Source organism: Nostoc sp. (assembly GCF_036919815.1).
Taxonomy (GTDB): Bacteria; Cyanobacteriota; Cyanobacteriia; order Cyanobacteriales; family Nostocaceae; genus Nostoc.
Map to the genome: position 1 here is coordinate 142270 of NZ_JBALCE010000023.1, position 20347 is coordinate 162616.

The 20347-nt window shown below is 41.5% G+C and carries 14 protein-coding genes; 5 read left to right on the forward strand and 9 right to left on the reverse strand.

What is annotated here, in order from left to right; translation table 11 throughout:
- The first annotated feature begins 97 nt into the window (after positions 1-97).
- Both clpS and V7K15_RS07070 read left to right on the forward strand, forming a co-directional pair.
- On the forward strand, positions 98-424 hold the full coding sequence (gene clpS, locus V7K15_RS07065) for an ATP-dependent Clp protease adapter ClpS (protein ID WP_334904259.1): 327 nt from the start codon (positions 98-100) through the stop codon (positions 422-424).
- A gap of 6 nt (positions 425-430) precedes the next feature.
- Positions 431-754: a DUF2103 domain-containing protein gene (locus V7K15_RS07070; protein WP_334904261.1), complete on the forward strand. Its 324-nt coding sequence runs from the start codon at positions 431-433 to the stop codon at positions 752-754.
- 13 nt (positions 755-767) lie between these two features.
- Here the strand turns inward: V7K15_RS07070 and V7K15_RS07075 are convergent, their stop codons facing one another.
- Both V7K15_RS07075 and V7K15_RS07080 read right to left on the reverse strand, forming a co-directional pair.
- Positions 768-1088 carry a hypothetical protein gene (locus V7K15_RS07075; protein WP_334904263.1) on the reverse strand — a complete coding sequence of 107 codons (321 nt, stop codon included), beginning with the start codon at positions 1086-1088 and terminating at the stop codon, positions 768-770.
- A gap of 335 nt (positions 1089-1423) precedes the next feature.
- Complete coding sequence (locus V7K15_RS07080; protein ID WP_292793087.1) at positions 1424-1909, reverse strand: molybdenum cofactor biosynthesis protein MoaE; 486 nt, start codon at positions 1907-1909, stop codon at positions 1424-1426.
- Between the two features lie 470 nt (positions 1910-2379).
- Here V7K15_RS07080 and V7K15_RS07085 point away from each other — a divergent pair, with 470 nt between their 5' ends.
- On the forward strand, positions 2380-2535 hold the full coding sequence (locus V7K15_RS07085; protein ID WP_334904265.1) for a hypothetical protein: 156 nt from the start codon (positions 2380-2382) through the stop codon (positions 2533-2535).
- An 81-nt stretch (positions 2536-2616) separates the two neighbouring features.
- On the opposite strand, the gene V7K15_RS07090 is transcribed toward V7K15_RS07085, so the two are convergent.
- Positions 2617-2910: a hypothetical protein gene (locus V7K15_RS07090; protein WP_334904295.1), complete on the reverse strand. Its 294-nt coding sequence runs from the start codon at positions 2908-2910 to the stop codon at positions 2617-2619.
- 666 nt (positions 2911-3576) lie between these two features.
- Between V7K15_RS07090 and V7K15_RS07095 the strand changes: the two genes are divergently transcribed.
- Positions 3577-5271 carry a peroxidase family protein gene (locus V7K15_RS07095; protein WP_334904267.1) on the forward strand — a complete coding sequence of 565 codons (1695 nt, stop codon included), beginning with the start codon at positions 3577-3579 and terminating at the stop codon, positions 5269-5271.
- 394 nt (positions 5272-5665) lie between these two features.
- Here V7K15_RS07095 and V7K15_RS07100 read toward each other — a convergent pair whose 3' ends face one another.
- The 5 genes from V7K15_RS07100 to V7K15_RS07120 all read right to left on the reverse strand — a co-directional run bounded on the left by V7K15_RS07100 (position 5666) and on the right by V7K15_RS07120 (position 12107).
- On the reverse strand, positions 5666-7339 hold the full coding sequence (locus V7K15_RS07100; protein ID WP_334904269.1) for an alpha/beta hydrolase: 1674 nt from the start codon (positions 7337-7339) through the stop codon (positions 5666-5668).
- Between the two features lie 140 nt (positions 7340-7479).
- On the reverse strand, positions 7480-8082 hold the full coding sequence (locus V7K15_RS07105; RefSeq protein ID WP_334904298.1) for a hypothetical protein: 603 nt from the start codon (positions 8080-8082) through the stop codon (positions 7480-7482).
- A gap of 195 nt (positions 8083-8277) precedes the next feature.
- On the reverse strand, positions 8278-9627 hold the full coding sequence (locus tag V7K15_RS07110) for a cytochrome P450 (RefSeq protein WP_334904271.1): 1350 nt from the start codon (positions 9625-9627) through the stop codon (positions 8278-8280).
- Between the two features lie 112 nt (positions 9628-9739).
- Positions 9740-11632 (reverse strand): lipoxygenase family protein, encoded by a 1893-nt coding sequence (locus V7K15_RS07115; RefSeq protein WP_334904273.1) that lies wholly within the window; start codon positions 11630-11632, stop codon positions 9740-9742.
- A gap of 289 nt (positions 11633-11921) precedes the next feature.
- Positions 11922-12107, reverse strand: a complete 186-nt coding sequence (locus V7K15_RS07120) for a hypothetical protein (RefSeq protein WP_334834192.1) — start codon at positions 12105-12107, stop codon at positions 11922-11924.
- A gap of 367 nt (positions 12108-12474) precedes the next feature.
- Between V7K15_RS07120 and V7K15_RS07125 the strand changes: the two genes are divergently transcribed.
- A complete protein-coding gene (locus V7K15_RS07125) occupies positions 12475-13944 on the forward strand; it encodes a TonB family protein (protein WP_334904275.1) in 1470 nt (489 codons plus the stop codon).
- 263 nt (positions 13945-14207) lie between these two features.
- Here V7K15_RS07125 and V7K15_RS07130 read toward each other — a convergent pair whose 3' ends face one another.
- A complete protein-coding gene (locus V7K15_RS07130) occupies positions 14208-19829 on the reverse strand; it encodes a PAS domain S-box protein (protein ID WP_334904277.1) in 5622 nt (1873 codons plus the stop codon).
- Positions 19830-20347: the final 518 nt, after the last annotated feature.

Here is a 20347-nt window from a genome sequence, read left to right on the forward strand (position 1 = left end):
TTGGTTATTTCTCCCTCATCTCCCCACTCCCTACTGTCCAGACAATAGACTAAACTAGTTATTTAATATTTGTAAAATTATCTTGACCAATTGTTCTATGGTTACGACACTTTCAGCCGATATTTACGGGATGGCCACAGCACCCACTATAGCTCCCGAACGGTCTAGTCAAGTTACCAGCAAGCCGTATCCGAATTACAAAGTGATTGTATTAAATGATGATTTTAATACATTCCCATATGTGGCTGAATGTTTGATGAAATATATTCCGGGGATGACTGGCGATCGCGCCTGGGATTTGACTAATCAGGTACACTATGAAGGTCAAGCGATCGTCTGGGTTGGTCCCCAAGAACCTGCGGAACTTTATCACCAGCAGCTGCGCCGAGCAGGTTTGACAATGGCACCTCTAGAAGCAGCTTAATACATCATGGGCAAACCCACCGTAGATCCCCTCCGAGCGGCTTCGCAAAAAGCTGCTAGACTGGTTTGGAATCACTCAACACACCTTTCTGGTCTCATCCCAATTTTAGAACGTCTTTGTCGGCACGATGGCATCCAAACCGTGACGCCCGGGGTGATTGGGCGGGCAAGAGGTCATTGTCCAAAAATGCAACTGCGTGTCTCAGTACCGATTCGCGGCGGCTATAAAGTAATTGCACGGCAGGGGAAGACGGTACAAGAGGTGTTTATTTTAACACCTTTGCCGCAGATGGAACTGGAAACGGCATTAGCGATCGCAATGAAATCTTAATCATGGCTGATGACTATTCCTCAACACGATGTACTGCAAATTTGTGTAGTGGCAGACTAACAATACAAGAAAAAGTTAAGAAATATGACAGAGCTGTAGTTATTCTCAAACTCATGACTACAAATTCCCAGTCTGGTAAAACTATTTTCTCTATGCCAAAGGCTACACAATAAACTAGCCAGTAAGTAAAGCTCATTCTAAACAGAATCCGCTCTGTTTCTTCCACATCATTTTTTTGCTGCTTACTGTCCCATAATAACACCAGTCCAATAATGCAAGCTACAAAGGAAACAGCAACTACAAATTCGTGACAAAATATATTTAACGAATGCATTTGTGTTTATCCTCATATTTTTCAGTTAAAATTCAGTCTAAAGTAATATTCCTTGCAAGAATACAAAATATTTACAAACCTCAATAGAGTCATGCAGTTTAGGTAAACAAATGCAACAAAAATTGTTGTTTTGCAAATCGAGATATTTTTAATAAAAATTAAGTATTTCTGTTAAGCAGGCGTTTGATAATTAGAGATTATTAATTGGTTTAGATTTTGGTTTAAGAACTGTCATCCAGCAACTAGCGCAGCACAAATCATCGTTTGCTAATTGCTGGATGAATAACTGCCTGTTCAAGAGATTGCAATTGTTTAAAGACAATAGCTCATAAATCTTAACAATTTTCTCCCAATGTTTCACAAGCACCAATACTCACCCAGCTGCTAGAACCATCTTCCCAATGTTCTTTCTTCCAAATAGGAGCATTGTGTTTGAGAGTATCAATAGCATACTGGCAAGCTTCAAACGCCTCACTCCGATGAGGACAACCCACTGCTACTAAAACGCTAATTTCTCCAACTTGCAAACGTCCGGTGCGATGATGAATCACTACCCGATTCACATCAGACATAGATAAGCGAATATCAGCAGCAATTTGATAAAATATCTGCAATGCCATAGGTTCGTAAGCTTGATACTCTAGAGCAATTACAGGTTTACCATCAGTTTGATTGCGAACCACGCCACTCATCATAACTACAGCACCGTTGGCTGGATCGTCAGACTTCGCATAGATTTCTTCAAGAGATAGTGGTGCAAAGCTAATGGCAAAACTATCTTCGGCTCTTGGTTTAACAGCAGAAGCAAGTGTAGTCGTCATAACTGCGTTGGTATAATGTGGGCTTTTTCTATTGTCTCTGAACAAAAGGCTGCTGGTGTATATTTAGTTGCTCTTGCTAATGCTTTTGGGCAAAACAAGGATTTTTTGATTGTAAGTAATTTTATCTGTTAAAAAAAATTATCAGGGTGTAAATCTTCTAAAATTTATTTAAAATAACCAAAATTCTCGATCATCCTTCTTAAAGGAGATTAGTATAATTAAATGTAAATCTTCCCAAGTATCCTCGTCTACGCCTAAGTAGGGACACACAAAAAGCTCATTGGTGTCAACTTAACGTAGAAGTTAGGCTTGGCAAGCTTTCGAGGTTTGACCCTCACCCCCAGCCCCTCGACCAATTTTGATAGAGGGGAGCAAATTCTCTAGTTCCCCTTCTCCCAAATTGGGATTCGGGGTTAGGGGATGAGGGCAAAACGTCTTCTCAAAGCAGATTTTTTCTTAAGTTGACACCAATGAGCATTCCTGTGCCCCTACTGATAAGCATCTCTACTTTAAAACTTAACTTGCAAAATGTGTTCGGTGCGATCGCAGCTTACAGTTATACAATTTTAGACTTCGACGTGAATGTTCATGCCGAAGTCGAAAATTTAAAATCTAAAATTCGGTGAAAGTTATCTATCTCGATGACTATGAGATGAATAGTCAGACGATTATGAAAGTTATCGCCGAAGATATATAAATAATTTTGTTTAATTAGTTAGTCCGTTATCACTATTAATTTTTAACACGATAAGACCAATTAATACGGCAAGACCTAACGCTCTGCGAAAATAATTGACGCCTTGAAATAATTCCAGCCAAGCCCAAGTAAACAAGGAGCCATTTGCCAGTACTTCTAACACTGTATTTATTTTACCATTCGTAAAAATTAGAGCTAGTAAACTGGTTACTATCCAAACAATAAGTGGTAGATTTGGCATCTGAGCTAAAACTATTTTGCCATCGCTGTCACGGAAGGTTTTATCAACTAATGTATTTTGCATCATTTGAAATTGCCACTTAGGTAGAAATTATTAATTTACAAAAATTACTGGGTTGCCTATTAAGAATAGGCTGACATATAAGTAATCTTTTAATATTATTAAAACACTCAGATAAATCTCTTTACAACCATCTAATTGCTGAGATGAGAGCGATAAAGCATATTCATATATGAGTATATCGAGAGGCATACTCACACTAAATCCGCCAATATATCTGCCATGCTCTCAATTGAAAATTTTGGTGGAGAGTTTTTTAGCGCAAATGTTTGTAAATAAAGGGTTTAAAACTATTTCAGCACCCCCTGAGCGTTTAGGTGTAAAAAATATTTTTGAAATTTGCATAAGTTCCTGTTCAAACTCCGATGTATATTCAGAGCCTGACGGGGCGATAAAAACAGCTAATAACCTGATAAAATAAGCCTGATAGCTCTCTGCCCTTGTTGATAATACTTTTGCTTATTCTTGGGCACTACCAAAGTTCAAAACTAAACATGTCTTGGGCACGACATCTCTTGTCTGATACACCGTAGTAGTATAACGACAAAATTGAACCTACTATTTCCACTTGCAGAGGCAATTTTAGTCTGTGTATATAGGGGTTGGCATCTTATTTTCTTAAAACCACTCAATACCATCACGAAAACTATCTTCTAGGAGAAATATGTTATGAGTAACGAGGAAAAAGTCACGTCTAACATCCCGACAAGGGGGGGGAAACCTGGGTATCGCCCTCATGGCACGGGGATACGAGGCGGGGAATTTCCACCCCATTCTTCCCTGTTTGAGGGACGCTTTGGACGGATATTTCGCACACTTCCTGCGGCTAATTTTTCCGTACAAGCACTCCATGCTCTTGCTGAAAAAATTACTGCGCCCCACGAAGATCAGCAAACCCCAGAAACCAAGCAGGATGATGAGGAGAACATCGGAACTTCTGATCGCCCCGGAATTCCATCTGGATATACCTACCTTGGTCAATTTATCGACCACGATCTAACTTTTGATCCGGCAAGTAGCCTTCAGGTAAAAAATGATCCAGAGGCTTTGATTGATTTTCGTACACCGCGCTTCGACCTTGATAGCGTCTATGGACGTGGCCCAGATGATCAACCCTATTTATATGCGGATGATGGTTTGCACCTGCTTTTAGGGAAAAAACTTTCTGGGAGCGCTTTTGATCCAAACACCAGAGATTTACCACGCAATACCCCCAACTCCGGCGAACCTGCCCGTGCTTTGATTGGCGACCCTCGCAATGACGAAAACACTATTGTTTCACAGCTCCATTCCACCGTACTGCGCTTTCATAACCGAATCGTTGATTTCCTGACTCAGCGCGATGGACATCTACCCTCTTTCGAGAATGCTCAACAGGAGGTGCGCTGGCACTATCAATGGGTGATTCTGCACGATTTCCTCCCCAGAATTATCGGTTGGGACATCCTGTTTGAGATCCTGCCTGAGCTAAAGCAAGAGAAGGAAAATAGGGAATTCACTGAGTTTGAGCCAAATCTTAAGGTTTTTAAGTGGAAGAAAGAGCCTTTCATTCCTGTCGAGTTTTCGGCAGCAGCCTATCGCTTTGGACACTCGATTATTCGTCCGATTTATCGATTGAATACCAACGACCCAGGCACTAAGGAAAACCCAGGACGACGGATAATCTTTCCCAGTCCTGATGGTGACGTGAGCGAAACACTTACTGGTTTTCGCACCATTGAGGAGGGTAGGGCAGTAGACTGGACACTATTTTTCGATATTATCCCGCTAAATCAACAAGAACAACTGACTCCAAAGCGCGTTCAGCCTAGTTACAAACTCGATACTTCACTGGTGAATCCGCTTGGTACACTTCCAAATAGTGTTGCGACAGTTGAGCATTCGCTGGCAGCACGCAACTTGCTGCGCGGGCTACGTTTGGGCTTGCCCTCTGGACAGGCTGTGGCAAAACATTTGCGTCTACCTGTTATCCCCGATGATCACCTACGCGTCGGTAAGGCGACGGCTGGGGATGCTGCGAATAATCCTCTACTCACCAGCATCTCTCCAGAGTTTCGTAACCGAGCGCCACTCTGGTATTACATTTTGGCAGAGGCACAACTAGAGATACAAAAGGCAGCGCAGCAGGGGGGACTAAGTGAGAAGGAAATCAACGACATTCCCACCCGACTCGGCCCAGTAGGGGGGCGTATCGTCGGTGAGGTATTCGTGGGGCTACTTTTCGGAGACAGTCACTCTTATCTGCGTCAGTATCCAGGTTGGAAACCAATCCCTGAATTCCGCCGCACTAAGGACGGTACTTTTAACCCCGATGGTGATTTTGGCGTACCAGAATTGATCTTGCAAGCAAAGGAATCTGTCTGAAGATGTTAGGGGGTTTGCCCCCTGAGTATCTTATTGTTATCTTGTTCTGGCAAATCAATTCATACATACAGTAATTGCTGAATACCTTTGCAGATGGTTTGATTCAAACGAGCGTCAGGGTAATTAAGGAGACGGTAATCTTAAATGCTTTTTGGATGGCTGGCAATTTCTTGAATTTGCTAAATACCTTTCAATTTTAACACAAAGTCACACTTAATATAGAGCACCTAACTCATGACTGGAAGTCACGAGTGTGCGGATTGAAGAAATCAAAAGACCTCTAATATAAGAGGTTTTACTATGCAAAACTGTCCCTCACCGAGTCGGAGAGGGACAGACTTGAACTTTAATTCAAGGCAGAGAGAGGTTCGTTGAACTCACGTTATGAGAGTGTCTAATGTTGAGTCTTTTGTTGATAAATTTGCGGTGCAAGAATGACTTGAATTTGCTTCTCCTGGCATTTTTGAGAAAAAGCGCGAATTTGAGCTTCTTCATCTCCCTCAATTGATAAAGATTTTAAAAATCCCTGAAATCCTAAAAAAGCTAATTCGTAGATAGCTTTTTGACTAAAACCACCTTGAAAATAGCCAGTGTGGGTATCAACACCTTGAGGATCTCTATTATTAATAGACTTCCGAATAAATGCCAAAGTTAGTAAAATGTAATTCCCAAAATTTATCGCTGGCTGTTGGAGGGCAGAACTAACAATTCCTATCTGAACACTCCGATCATCTTTATAATCTGTACAGTCAAAATATGTAAATAAATCTGCTGGCTGAACCTCCTTTTCGGAAATTTCAGTTATCTCTTCAAGTTTTCTATGTTCGCTACTAGAAGAACGAATTTCTAAATAGTTATAAGGTTTATCGAGTGTGTAATCTTTCTCATAGTCTTGTTTCTGAAAATTAACAACTCCATATCTGGGTGTCTGACCAACTGTATCATTTTTGTTGTTGAAATGCTTAACTGTGATATTACCAAGCCTATAGCCACTAATACGAGTTCGCGCCGGGAAACTAAAGTAATTTGCAGCAGTGGAGGTAATTCGTAACGCTAAGTCTCCCTCATTACAAAAGATATAAGCTTCTTCACACCGACGTAAAGAAGAACGAAGAAAATTAGCTCGTCCTGGCAAGATAGTTTCTACAGGAACATCAGGTGCGACTAGCACAAGTCTGCCTAATGAAAATACATTACCAATATCTGAATTAGGTTCTTTATTAATAGATTCAACGTCAAAAACATCAGAGAGGATACGAATTATATCTGTAACTACAAAACACCCCATACTATGACTAATAAATGATAGCTTAATGCGTTTATTATGTGATAATTTTACTCTAGCATCAAGCTGTCTGATAAATTCAACTAAGTCTATTACACCATAATTAACCGCTCTATAGGTATCACGAAAATAAGTAGATATTCTGAGAATAATTAATGTCAAAATAATTGAAGATACAATGCCAGACAAAATTAACAACACGGTGAAAAAGTGGACAGCACTATTACTCAAAATATTTAGGAACAACAAAACTATGGTAGACCATATACTAATTGTTAGTCCTACAACTAAATTGATAGCTAGTAAAGTTGGTAGAGAATATAGTGCGTTCATTAGCTTTTGCCCAAAAGAACCAGATTCATCTGTTTTTATGGGATTTTCAGAAGGCCATCTATATCCTACAAAAATATACTTATTTGGTTGCTGAATATGTGTATTAACATAATCATAAATCTTTTTGCAGCCAATCTCTGTATCAGATGGTGTAGAACTATATCCATGAATATTTATAATAATTTCTGGTTCAGGGCTTGATTGCAAACTTTCAGCAATTTTTTCAATCATCTTTTGGGCTGAAGGTTCAGCTTGTCCATCATTGATATTAAAAAAGTTTTGATTAATAACTTTTGATAAGTAGTTGTTAGATTCTTCTGTCTCAACATTGAGTTTTGCAGTACTAACTACTAAATAACCAGAGATTGTTTCTTGATTATTTTTGTTAAATTCGTAAATTTTATACGGTTGATTATCTGCCAGATTCTTCTTATCAGGAGAGTTAGTCATGTCTATTTTCCTTGACAACTTAGGTTAAGTATATCGCTTAGGGACTGCATATGCTCACATTCCGAAGGTAAGAAATCAAAGGATTTTATGAGACAAGAAGCAAATTGAGATATCACTGTTGGGATTACTGCTGGATTCTTTTACCTGACCAATTGGCTGTTACTAATATTACTAGAGGCGTTGTCTTTTGAGTTTATTCCAATTACTAAACACTCATTTGGAACTCTGGGAAGCATATCGTTAAAAGCCTGAGTATAATGACCATCTTCATCAACAACCCTACGGAGAGTATACTCACCAGCGCGAGAAAGTCCGCCGAACCAAAAGTTTTTTCTGTGCCAAATATCTCCATTGAGAGAATTTTTGTCTTGGGACATTGTAAAATTTACAATTGATGTTGAAATTGGTATTCCCAGTAAAATAGGTATAATTTGAGCTTGCTGCAAAGTTTCATCTTCAAACTGAATTTTGTAACTTACCTCAAACCATTGAACTAAACGTAGTAATATCCAACCAGGAATCGATTTATGAAAAGTCCACTGCAACGGTGCAAAGACTGGTAATAGCAAAGCTCTGTTGTGTGTATCCCATTCTAAATTGTACATAGTGATGCAAGTATCTGGCAGTGGGTTGCCATCCAAAAAAAACACACCTTTAAGGACAGATGGCAAGTTTGTTTGTTTGATTGGAATCATCCAGGTTGCAATATTATTGAGTTGTTTTTTCTCGATTAATTCCGTCATACTAATTTGTAATTCGTAACTAAGTACAGCATTTCCGAAATTCGTAGCTTTTTTAAACGCAGAGGAACGCTGAGGGAAGCGCAGAGGGGCGCTAAGTTTTGCCAATTTTAATTCGCTATGAACTTATGAAATTCTGTACTAAGACAGACTCAAAAAGCCATAACAATTACCAACTCATAACTTAGCACTGACTATTCACAGTCGTAGAGCAAAACCTTGTAACACTAAACTATTAGGAGTAACGGCAGTCACTTTTTCAAAATCCCACTTGACTTCTGTAATTGAGTCCCATTGATAGTTGTTGAACAGATGTAAACAGAAAATCTTGATAAAGCCAATTGATAAGGATTTACCAGGACAGGCTCGATCATGCCCTTCGCCGTTCCAAGATAAGATATCGGAAAAATTCCGTGTTACGTCAAAATCATCTGGATTTTGGTATCTATTGACATCCCGATTAGCTGTAAAAATAGAGCCAAGCAAGCGAGTACCTTTTTGGAATGGACATTTTTGTTCTGCAATCTCAACTTCACCCGCTTCAGTGGTGAGTTGGCTAACAAATCGCACAGGTGGATAGAGACGAGCCGTTTCCAGAATCACTTGATTGAGAAGTGTTGACTGATCTAGAGCATCTGAGTCTAAACTCTCCTTGCCATTCCAAACTGCATTGACTTCTGACAATACATCATTTCTGAGGGCATTATCCAAGCATAAAACACCAATAACAGATCCCAAAAGCCCACTCGTGCCAGCAGTACCGGCAAGATGAATCATATCGAAAAGGCTATTAGCTATTTGGTGTTCGTTCAACTGATACTGAGCGCCTGTTTCAAAGTAAGATGCCCACTTGGTAGATTGTTGATATTTCTTGGTTAAATGCTGACGATGGCGAATTTTTGGCGCTGTTAATATTCCCAGCAGATACTTGCTTATAAAATTTGGCAAGGATGCCAGAGGCATACCTTTAATGTAATTACTTGATGCTGTGATTTCTTCTTCAGATAAAGATATCTGAAAAACCAGTTGGTGCAAAATCGACAGCATGATCTTTGGCAAATCGTTGCCGATGTGTAATTTGCCCTGTCTAGCAGCCTCTAACAGGTTTTGCTCAACTAGATAGCCTAAAAAGTCTATCTGCTCTGACGGTTCTGGTAAGGCTTGTAAGAACACAGTACGGAGTCCTGTGTGTTCGTTACCGTTTGTCCCCAAGCTCAGAGGATTATCGAGTAGGTAGCTAGGAGCTAATATTCTGATGATGCCTAAATCATTTCCTCGCAGTTGGGGTTGGGTTTGCATTAGTTCGCTCACCTGGGCGTGAGAAGAATGCATAATTGCTTGGTCTACTGCAAAATACTTGTCTCCAATATTGTCCTTACGGATGTAGAGAAAGTCCCGCCATGAGTTGAGGATAATTAAAGCATCCATGTAATAGAAAATCAAGCGTAGAAGCTTGCCGATCGCAGTGTCATAACCTACTTTGGCTAGTATAGGTGCAAGCCATAGCTGGCGATCGTGACCTTTGAGGACTTTATCTTTAAGTGTCATAATATTTATTTTGGGGCATTGGGCATTGGGCATTGGGCATTGAGAGTCCTAAGTCAAGAGCTAAAAATTATTATTTTCCTCCTCATCTCCCTCAGCTCCCTCAGTCCCCAATTTAGATATTGATGCTCTGAGGAATTTTAGAAGGAAGCAGATATTCATAAGATGGACGGTGCAAATTACGTTGCTTGATGGTATCTTCTACCTGCTGAAGATTATTCTGGAATGCCTGTAAGAATGGTTTTACTTTCTGGTCTGTAAAGTATCCTTGCTGATATTCGCCCAGCTTGTTGTAGTATAAAGACCCCAATAAGCTGAGTATGTTGTATTGCCGTTGCGCCTGATCTAAGGGGGGGAGCAAATTGAGGTAGTCTTGCTCGGTAACTTCTCTTTTGAGAGTTGATGCTGGTAAATAACCTGCCGTTGGTATGGCTGCGGCATAACTCATCAAATCTTTTTGGGGAAAGTTAACGGCTGCGTGTTGGGCGCTGGCAGTGAAAATAATCAGTGTAGTGGCATCAATTAGGTAATTCCGTGTTTTAATGCAACCATCTTCGCCAAAATCGCGGATGCGACCACCATCATAAGCTGAGATTTCGGCTGCCCAAGCTTGCAGGGCTGTGTCTTTCTGAATGTCTTCATCTGTGATGTAATAAAGGTTCAGGTAGTCTGAAACCCATTTAGTAATAGCATCCCAGACTAATAGTGCATCATCGCGGTAAGGATAAATAGGCAATAGGTTGGGATCATCCACACCGCGCTGTTGGAATTGGTTGGGTAAGATGGCACTATTGAAACCATAGCTTTGCAACCCTAGCACTGCTAAAACGCGAGCGTTATCGATTGATGCTGAGAGTAATCTATCGACACCACCGCCTGGAGCAATCAGAATCCGTTGGGCGGTATCGTTAATTGCTAAGGTGCTGTCAAAATGCGGGTGCAGCAGAATTCTTAGAGGATGGGTAAGCGGCAGTTGTCGATAGGTTGCGATCGCAAAAGCACCAACCAAGAGGTGAGTTCTCCCTAAATGAGTAATCGCTTCGTGGAAGTTGGCATCTGCTATTTGGACTATTGTTTTGGCAAATAGCCAAGGGTATTTACCGGAGTTAGGGGTAATAATGGGATAATCTGATCCTGGGGTTTGACCGCATTGAATGGCGATCGCACGCAATAGACGGGTGGGATCTGAGCCTTTGGGTAAGGCAAACAGTGCTAGGGGAGCATAGACATATTTTTGCTCATTCGGGTATGTACCGTTGATCGCGCCGTCTAAAATTTTATAGTCAGCTAAGTAGAGCCTTCCTTCAAGTCCTGCTGCTGCTAATGAATCGTCAGTTCCCATTACTGCTTGGTAATGCTCGTCTGTGACTGGGAAGCGATCGCCTGGAGTGGTTACTCGCTCGATCATCACGGGATTGTAGCCAGCTACTCGCATGTAGGCAAATACTTCATCTTCCTGGTAAGTTTTGGCGATCGCTGGTACACCAATCACCGGAAACAAATTTTCGTAGTCCTTGAGACTGGTTGCATGTCCTGTGGGCTGTCCTTCATATAGAAGCGTAATTACTCGATTTAAAGTATCTCTAAGGATCACAAGTCCGTTTTCTTTAAGAATATGAAAGAAAAGATCGTCGAGTTCTCTAACATCCTTGGATATCCCTTTAAGTAAAAACTGGGGGATAATTTGCAGGATTCTCGCCAGAATACTGATTCGGACTGGGATTGCTCCTTTGAGCAAGGCTTCTAAAATAAACTTTTCGACATCATCACGAATCGATTTGGAACCCTGATTGCCTCGGTTGACAATCAGGGTATTGACAAAAACAACTCGTAACTGCTGCGCTAATAAAAAATACCAGTTAGTGGCGAACTCTTCTGCAACAGAAAGCTGATCCACCATCGCAATAGATGGAATATGGGTGTAGTTATATTGATACTCTTGCCTAGCTATGTATAGAGTATAAGTGCTTGAGGAACTGAGCGAATTATCTGGTGATGAAGCAGTCATTGACCCTACTCGCTTGTAGTACGGAGAACTTTAACACTCTTAGGATAAACAGGTTTGAGTTAGCTAAACGTATTATCGCAATCAAGTTTAAAATTTTGATTTTTCTCAAAGAAATTTTATAGAAACACTCGACTTTTGAACACAGGGTAAGCGCATCTGCCCCGACCGCGTGTTGCTAAGGAATAAGAGTTAAATAACATACAATTTATGTCCCTGGCTTACCTCACCCTCAATCCCTCTCCTTTATAAGGAGAGGGAAGCTAGAGACATCCACGTTTCTAAATCTAATCTACACTTTGGCAATTTTGTCAATCTGCCAATAATCAGAGATAATCGCAGGCGCTTGGTCAAATTGGCTGATGGGAGCGGGTTTCATATCCCGATAGTCCAGCAGTTGAACTAGGATAAGGTAGGCGATCGCTAAAATGATCGAAATCGCACCTGTAAGAATGGCAATTATTTTCGAGCGGTTCATCAGTAGTTCCTATAATGCAAGTTATTGTACTGTGCCTATATCCACATTAATACTTGAGACAGACAACACACACTTACTGATGTTTTCAGGAGTGCTGACTGCTGAGTGCTGAACTAGTAGGGGCAATTCATGTAGCTTTAGCTTGCCGCAGGGTATTGCTCCGACCCGAAGGTACAGAAGCTTGTACCCTGTAAATAGACTGTTGAGGCTGTTATCTATCACGCGAAAGCGCAATAATATGGCTTTTTCTCATGAATTTCAGCGCTATCGGAGCGTGCACCCAAGGCAGATGCTCCAAGGTCTAGTTATTTCCATCCTCCTACACTCTACTTTACTGATTGGAAGCAAATATTGGCTCAGAGCTTTTATGCCTGAGCCTAAACAAGAGATTCCAATTGAGGTAGTTGAAGTTTATCCCAATGAAACACAGATACCCCAAAAAACCTTATTCCGGGCTACTAAAGATTCAATTGCAGGTGGTAAAGCTTTACCGAAAAAACCTGTTTCTGCTGTGAAGTCAGCTAATTTAGATGCACATAAAGCTTCTAGCAAGAGTCCTTTTGACTTAACAGCCTTATCTCCAGCAAAGGTATTCCAGCCAGAACCAAGGCAGCAAAAAGCGAAATCACCAAATTTATCTCATCAACAGCCCAAACCACAGCCCACAGCGATCGCACCTGCATCTATACCACTAGTAGCCAAACCACAGCCCACAGCGATCGCACCTGCATCTATACCACTAGTAGCCAAACCACAGCCAACAGCGATCGCACCTGCATCTATACCACTAGTAGCCAAACCACAGCCCACAGCGATCGCACCTGCACCTATACCAGAACCCAAACCACAGTCAACAGCGATCACACCTGCACCTATACCAGAACCCAAACCACAGCCAACACCGATCGCACCTGAAACTATACCACCAGAACCCAAACCACAGTCAACAGCGATCGCACCTGCTATTACATCACCAGAACCCAAGCCGAAAAAAATAGTAGTAGTGCCTAATATTACACCACCGTTAGCCCTGCCGCGAAAAACAGCGATCGCACCTGCACCTATACCACTAGTAGCCAAACCACAGCCAACAGCGATCGCACCTGCTATTACATCACCAGAACCCAAGCCGAAAAAAATAGTAGTAGTGCCTAATATTACACCACCGTTAGCCCTGCCGCGAAAAACAGCGATCGCACCTGCAACTATACCACTAGTAGCCAAACCGAAAAAAATAGCAGTAGTGCCTAATATTACATCACCGTTAGCTCTACCGCGAAAAACAGCGATCGCACCTGCTATTACATCACCAGTACCCAAACCTAAGAACTTAGTCCAGTCGGGAACTAGATTAAGTGGGCGAACACCGTCTCAGGCTCAGTCATCTGTGAAAACAGGTGCAGCAAGCTTGCTGGGTGGTACTCTGGGTGTATCTAGTCGGAATTTTAGCGGTGATTATCTGGCAGGCTTACCTAATTCTAACCGCGATCGCCAAGCGACTTCTGGTATTGATGCCAGCAGTCAAAATATAGATATCACCTCTTACTTAAACCAACTTCAGCAACGAGTCAAGCAGCAGTGGCTACCAGAAGTGAGCCAGTCTTCCCGGCGAACAGTGCTTAATTTCACTGTTAACCGTTCCGGGCAACTAAGCAATCTCCAACTCGCACAAACTTCTGGATTCAGCCTCACTGATAAAGCGGCGCTCAACGCTATACAGCGAGCTGCACCTTTTGCACCTTTGCCCACAGGATATACGAGCAACCACATCGATATTCAATTTACATTTAATATCAATGTCTATGGGCAGCTAAATTTATCGGGGGATGGTGGTTAACAACAGCCAAGCAATTAATTCAAAATAATATTCATTCCACTCAAAAAGATGCCACTTTTATGATCAATAATAAATGCAATCAAACTCTGGGAACAACTATAGCCCTACTGAATCATTCGTGAGAAACAAAATCCCCGATTTCTCAAAGAAGTGGGGGATCTGCGGCTGGCAATTCTCACAAATCAAATAGGATTGCTATATCAACTATAGAGACAAATATTTTAGGAGTTGTGATAGAAGCATTGCTACCCAATATCCAATTTTTATTCACTAAATAATACTCCTGTAAGACTCGTCAATTCCATAATTTTCTCAAACTGAAAATCATGAGCTAAATTATTGATAAAATTTCGCAGTGCAGTATTTTCAGAAGGAATTTGCTCAATCAATTCTAAAATCAGATCATCACTGCATTGGGCTGCGGCAGTGTACACCTGTTTCACCCATTCAGGCGACATTTGAGATAATAGAGTCACTAAATCTGTAAGCGTTAACATTGATTCTATTTCCTGTTGCTTTGCGTTTGCTATCTGATAGCTTTCTTCTTGATAAATATATTGAACTCCTAAATATTCGCTCAATTTTTCTAGTAATAGTTCCTCGCGGAAAGGCTTGTTAATATAATCATCACAACCCGCTTTGATCATTGCCTCTCGCTGTTCCTCAAAGGCATTAGCAGTTAAGGCAATAATAATAGTACGGTGACTCGGCAAAATGTTTTCTTCATACTCCCTTTCTCTAGTTTTAATAACTTTTGTGGCTTCATAGCCGTCCATAATCGGCATCCGCATATCCATTAAAATTAGGTGTGGTTGCCATTTCTGCCAAAGTGCGATCGCTTCACTACCATTTGTTGCTTCCTGGACTGCAAAACCGATAGATGTCAGAATTTTCATTAGCACTAAACGGCTGTCTATGGAGTCATCAACCACTAAAATGCGGTATTCGCTTTGAGCGGGCGCTAAACTCATAACTTGGCATCTAGTTTGTTTAATCTGGATTTCGCTGGCTGCGGCTAGACTAATTTGAATATTAAATCTAAATTTACTTCCCTTGCCAATAATGCTGGAGACGCTAATATCTCCCCCCATTAGTTGTACGTATTTGCGGCTAATTGCTAAACCTAGTCCTGTTCCCTGTTGCGATTTCCTTCCGGTTTCAGTTTGCCCAAAAGCTTCAAATAGCAAGTCAATTTCTTGTGAGGCAATACCGCGGCCAGTGTCTTGTACCTCGAAGAAGAGATTAGGGAGAAGTTTCTCCCCGTGCTCCATCCCCATCCGTAGCGTCACCCTCCCAGTATCGGTAAATTTGATTGCATTTCCTAAGAGGTTAAGCAACACTTGACGTAGTTTACTTTCGTCAGCTTTGACGTACTGGGGGAGGTAAGATTTATATTCAAAGACTAATTCTAATCCTTTGGAGATGGCACGGAAGCGTAACATCTCTTCGAGGTTTTCCAAGAGGCGAATTAAGTCAAAACTGTTGAGATTTAAGGTTATTCTGCCGGCTTCGATTTTAGACATTTCCAAAATGTCGTTGATTAAGTTAAGGAGATGTTCGCCTGCACGATTGATGATTGTTAGATTTTGCTGATGTTCAGTCGATAAAGCATGATCATGGCTCATGATTTGGGTAAAACCGAGGATGGCGTTGAGTGGGGTACGCAGTTCGTGGCTCATGTTGGCGAGGAATTCGCTTTTGGCGCGGTTGGCAGCATCAGCAATGATCACAGCATCTTGCAATGCTTGTGACTGCCTTTGGGTTTGCGCCAGCAATTGTGCCTGCTGTAAAGCAACACCCAATTGATTGCCAATTTGAACTACGATGTTGACTTCTTCTGCTTTCCATTGCCGGCAAGCGGAATTTTGATAACTCGCTAGTAATCCCCAAAGCTGACTACCATAGAAAATAGGAACAATAATGTAGGCTTTAGCCTGAAAGCGCTCTAAGAGGTTAATATAAATTGGATGAAACCCAGCATTGTAAATGTCTGGGACACAGAGGAAAGTTGCACCTGGAATTGCTTGCAGATCAGGATTTTCTAGCTGGTTATTCACGCTATCCAAAATTTTTGCTAGGCAACGGCCGTCTTGTAAGACACCTTCTGTGAGATTCGAGTCATTGTTGTGTTCTTCTATTAAAGAAATCCAACCATTACTCACCGACTCGGAGACAAATTCGCCACTCCAGTGGGGATTAAAACGATAGACAACAACCCGATCGCAATTGAGTACTTGCCGTAATTCTTGGGTTGTAGCCGCAAATATCGTCTCTAAATCCAGTGTTTGCCGCATCCTTTGAATCACTTGGGCGATCGCTCTTTCTCGTTCTGCACTCTCACGCAAGGCTTCTTCAGCCAATTTTCTCTCGGTAATATCTGTAATTGTACCGATGTAACCTTGAATTTCTCCATCATCGCCAAATTCTGGCAAGGCTTGAGCAATTACCCAGACAACCGTACTATCATCACGCATAAAGCGATGTTCGTACTTATACATTCTTACCGTAGCTATTGCTTGATTCCATGCCAACAATAGTTGCTCGCGGTCGTCTGGATGTACAGCATTTACCCAACCTGTTAAGAGAGACTCTTCTAAACTGCATCCAGTAATCTCACTCCAGCGTTGATTAAAATATAAGATATTGCCATCTATATCTGCGTGAAATATACAAGCTGGTGAGGCTTCTGCTAAAAGTTGATATCGCTGTTGACCTGATTGCAAAGCTAATTCTGCCAATTTGCGATCGTTAATGTCTGCCCAATAACCAACGCATTCTATAGGGTAATCAGCTTCGTCTCGGATTAACCTCATCTTTTCGTAAAACCAGTGATAAGTTCCGTCAGCGTGCAACCACCGATATTCGTAGGAGATGTACTCCTGCTCAACAAGCTTGTTAAATTTTTCAGAGATAAGTTCAATATCTTGTGGGTGGACATGCTGAAGCCAGAAACTGGAATCCTCGATAAATTCCCGCGCTTCGTAGCCCACCATTGCTTGAATGTTGTCACTGATAAAAGTAGTACTAAAATCTTCTGATGTTTTGCTGCTATAAATGACTACAGGGCTAGAGGTGAGCAGATATTGTAGGCGTTCGTTGGCTAAACGTAATTCTTGTTCGACACGTTTGCGATAGCTAATTTCTACTAAAACAGTGCCGATACCAGAGGGGCGATCGTCCTCACCAGGAATCGGAAAATAAGAAGCTAAGAAGTGGCGGATAATATCTGGTTGTTTAATTGATGCGGCGCTTAATTCTTGATTGAGAATGGGTTGACCAGTCAACAGCACCTGTTGATAGATTGGTTCCATTCGGGGGGCAATGTGGGGTAAGATTTCATGGATGGTCTTGCCAAGATGATCTTGTTGAGGTAGTCCATTAATCTCCGCCAGTAATTGGTTGATTTGCACAAACCGCAGTTGGTTATCTACAATGTTCATGCCGACGGGGGCACTGCTAAAAAAGGCATTCAGGCGAGCTTCTCTAAGTGCTAGTTCTTGTTCTAGGGTTTTGCGCTCAATCAACCCACCTAACTGAGCCGCAACAGCACTGACTAGCAAGAGCAAACGTCTATCTACCAATACTGAACTACGTTTAAAAAACACTAAAACAGCTAATACTTGGTTTCCAGCCAGTATGGGAACACCAAAACTAGCTTTTAATCCTACCTTTGCTGCTTGTGGCGATGCCTGCGGCGGGCTAGGCCTACGCAAAAAAACTGGCTGTGTAACTTGAGAAACATCTTCTATCCATTCGGGTTCCTGGCTTTGCCAAACTCTTCCTGGTAGTCCCAATCCCAAAGCAAATTTCATAGTTTGGCTTTGGCGGCAGAATTCTGCTAAACTGCTCTCTTCACCGTACCACGCCAGACTGTGTTCCAAAACAGTACGATCTTCATTAGGTATCCATGCTTCCCCAAAATCCCAGCCAATGGTGTGACAAATTAAGCGCAAGACCACTGCTAAAGCACTGTTGACATCACGAGCGCGAGCGATCGCTTGGGTTGTCAACAGTAGCAAACGGCTTTCATTTTCTGCCTGCTTGCGTTCAGTAATGTCTTTCCCTGTGCCCAGTACGTACCATTGCCCATCAATCTCGATCATTTCTGCACTAAAGAGTGTCGTCCTGATTTCTCCAGTTGAAGTGCAGACATCAACTTCGTAGTTGCGGATGGCTTTTGTTTGTTGCAGCATTTGAGCGAGAAGATTATATTCTTCTGGATTCGCCCAAATATTCAATTCTTGATGGGTGCGATCAATCACCTGAGAACGGAAATAACCAAAAAACCGACAAAAGCTGTCATTAACTTCGACATAGCGTTTGTTGCTAACAGTAATTAAGGCGATTGGATCAGGAGATGACCGAAAAGCTGATGCTAACTTTTCTTCAGAAGCCCGTTGCGCCGCTTCTGCGCGTTTGCGTTCTTTTGCCTCCAACACCAAGGATGTTAAATTACCCAGAGAGCGAGCAAAATTTTGGTCTTCTAGCGTCCAGTGATGAGTAATTCCCACTGCCTCTAGACATAAAACTCCTACGGTTTTGCCCTCCAGCCTAATGGGTGTATTGAGTATAGAAGTAATGTTTAATCTTGAGTAAAATGCCGAAAATTCTCTAGTTCTGGGATCGGTATGGGCATCATCTGCGGCGATTGGTTGGTCTTGCTGCAAAGCTGCAAAATAAGCTGGATAGTCTGCCGCTACCAAGGAAAGTCCGGCGCTATGTTGATTACAACTGGCTTCAAATAGGTCAAAACATTCGATTTTGGTGCCTGTTTCGTCATCCAGCCAGATACTGGTTCGTTCCACCCCAATATTTTTGACAGCTGTTTCTGTGATTTTACTCAAAGCTGCTTTCAAGTCACCCTGATAAAGCGTCTGATTTTGTGCCAGTTGGGTTAACACCAGGTTATGATTGCGGAGTTTAATCGTGCTTTCTTGGAGTAATTTTTCTACTTCTCGACGCTGTGTAATATTACTAGCAGTGCCTGTCATGCCTATAACCAGACCTTGTTGGTTATTTAAAGCGATCGCATTAAACATCAGATAAAGTAAAGTACCATCTTTAGCTACACAGGTAGTTTCATGCTGGAAGATCGGCTTTCCCTGAAAAACCCGCTCAAAGGCTACTTTATCTTCAGCAACTTGTGTAGGCGAGATGAAATCAGTCAAGGTACGCCCGATCATTTCCTGGGGTTCGTAGCCATAAATCTGCTTGACTACCGGGTTGACAAAGGTAATTAGTCCATCAATATCCACCGACCAGATCATATCCTGGGATGTCTCTACTAGGTGGCGATACTGACTTTCACTATTCTTGGGCGCAGCTTTGGCGTAGCGTTCGCTGCTGTTAACTTCTCTACAAGAGGCTTTGCCAATCGTAACAGGAATTTCTTTGAGAATCTCTTCTATTTGTTTGTTCCGAAGATTTAACTCAACAGCAACCCGTTGACGCTCTTGAATCTCCTCTTGCAGTTGGGTATTTTGTTCTTTTAACTGTTTTTTTAGCCTTTGGATAGTGAGTTGATTTTGGATGCGTAATAAAACTTCTTTAGTTTGGAATGGTTGAATAATATAGTCAATATCGCCTAAATCAAAGACATTTATTTTTTCAGATAATTCATCTAAAACACCGAAAAAAATTATCGGAATCTCTTGAGTTTTATAGTTAGCTTTCAAATGTTGACAAACTTCATAACCATCCATATCTGACATGAGAACGTCTAGCAAAATCAAATCAGGGGGAGAAGCCAGCGCCGTATTGATTGCTAATTGTCCAGAAATGGCATTTTGCACCTGATAACCTTGGTGTTGAAGGATCTCTGATAAAAAATGTAAATTATCTAGCTGATCATCAACTAATAAAATTTTTATTTTTTGAGCATTCATATCAGTTACTAAGTTACAATAATAAATTATTAAATCAAGCTGAACATGAAATCAGAAAGCAAAACTCTGTTACAAGATCGTAAATAAAATTCTCGTCTTATACCACCATACTGCAACGCTGGGTGTAGGGAAAAGTTGCAGATGAAGCAGGACAACTGGCTAAATTAGTTGTGATTCCTGCGTGATATCTCAAGAGCAGCCCCTCCCCTATTAGGGCTACGGTGTAAACACAAATGAAGAGTGCTGAGTTTCGAGTGCTGAGTGCTGAGTTAAAAGACCACCCACAAGGGGTGGGGTATCAACCTTCTCTCAGTAAAAAGATTCAGCCCCTTGTGGGCGGGGCTTGTACCAAGTACATAAGTGCTTAGTAGTATTATGAATTACTCAGCATTCAGCACTCAGGACTGAGTGTTGTCAATTTACAGTTACAGCAATTTGATATCAAACCAGCCACAAAGATTGTAAACTTTAAAGATGTAAAAAAACAGATTATTTAGAGATGGCAGCATATTCGATTG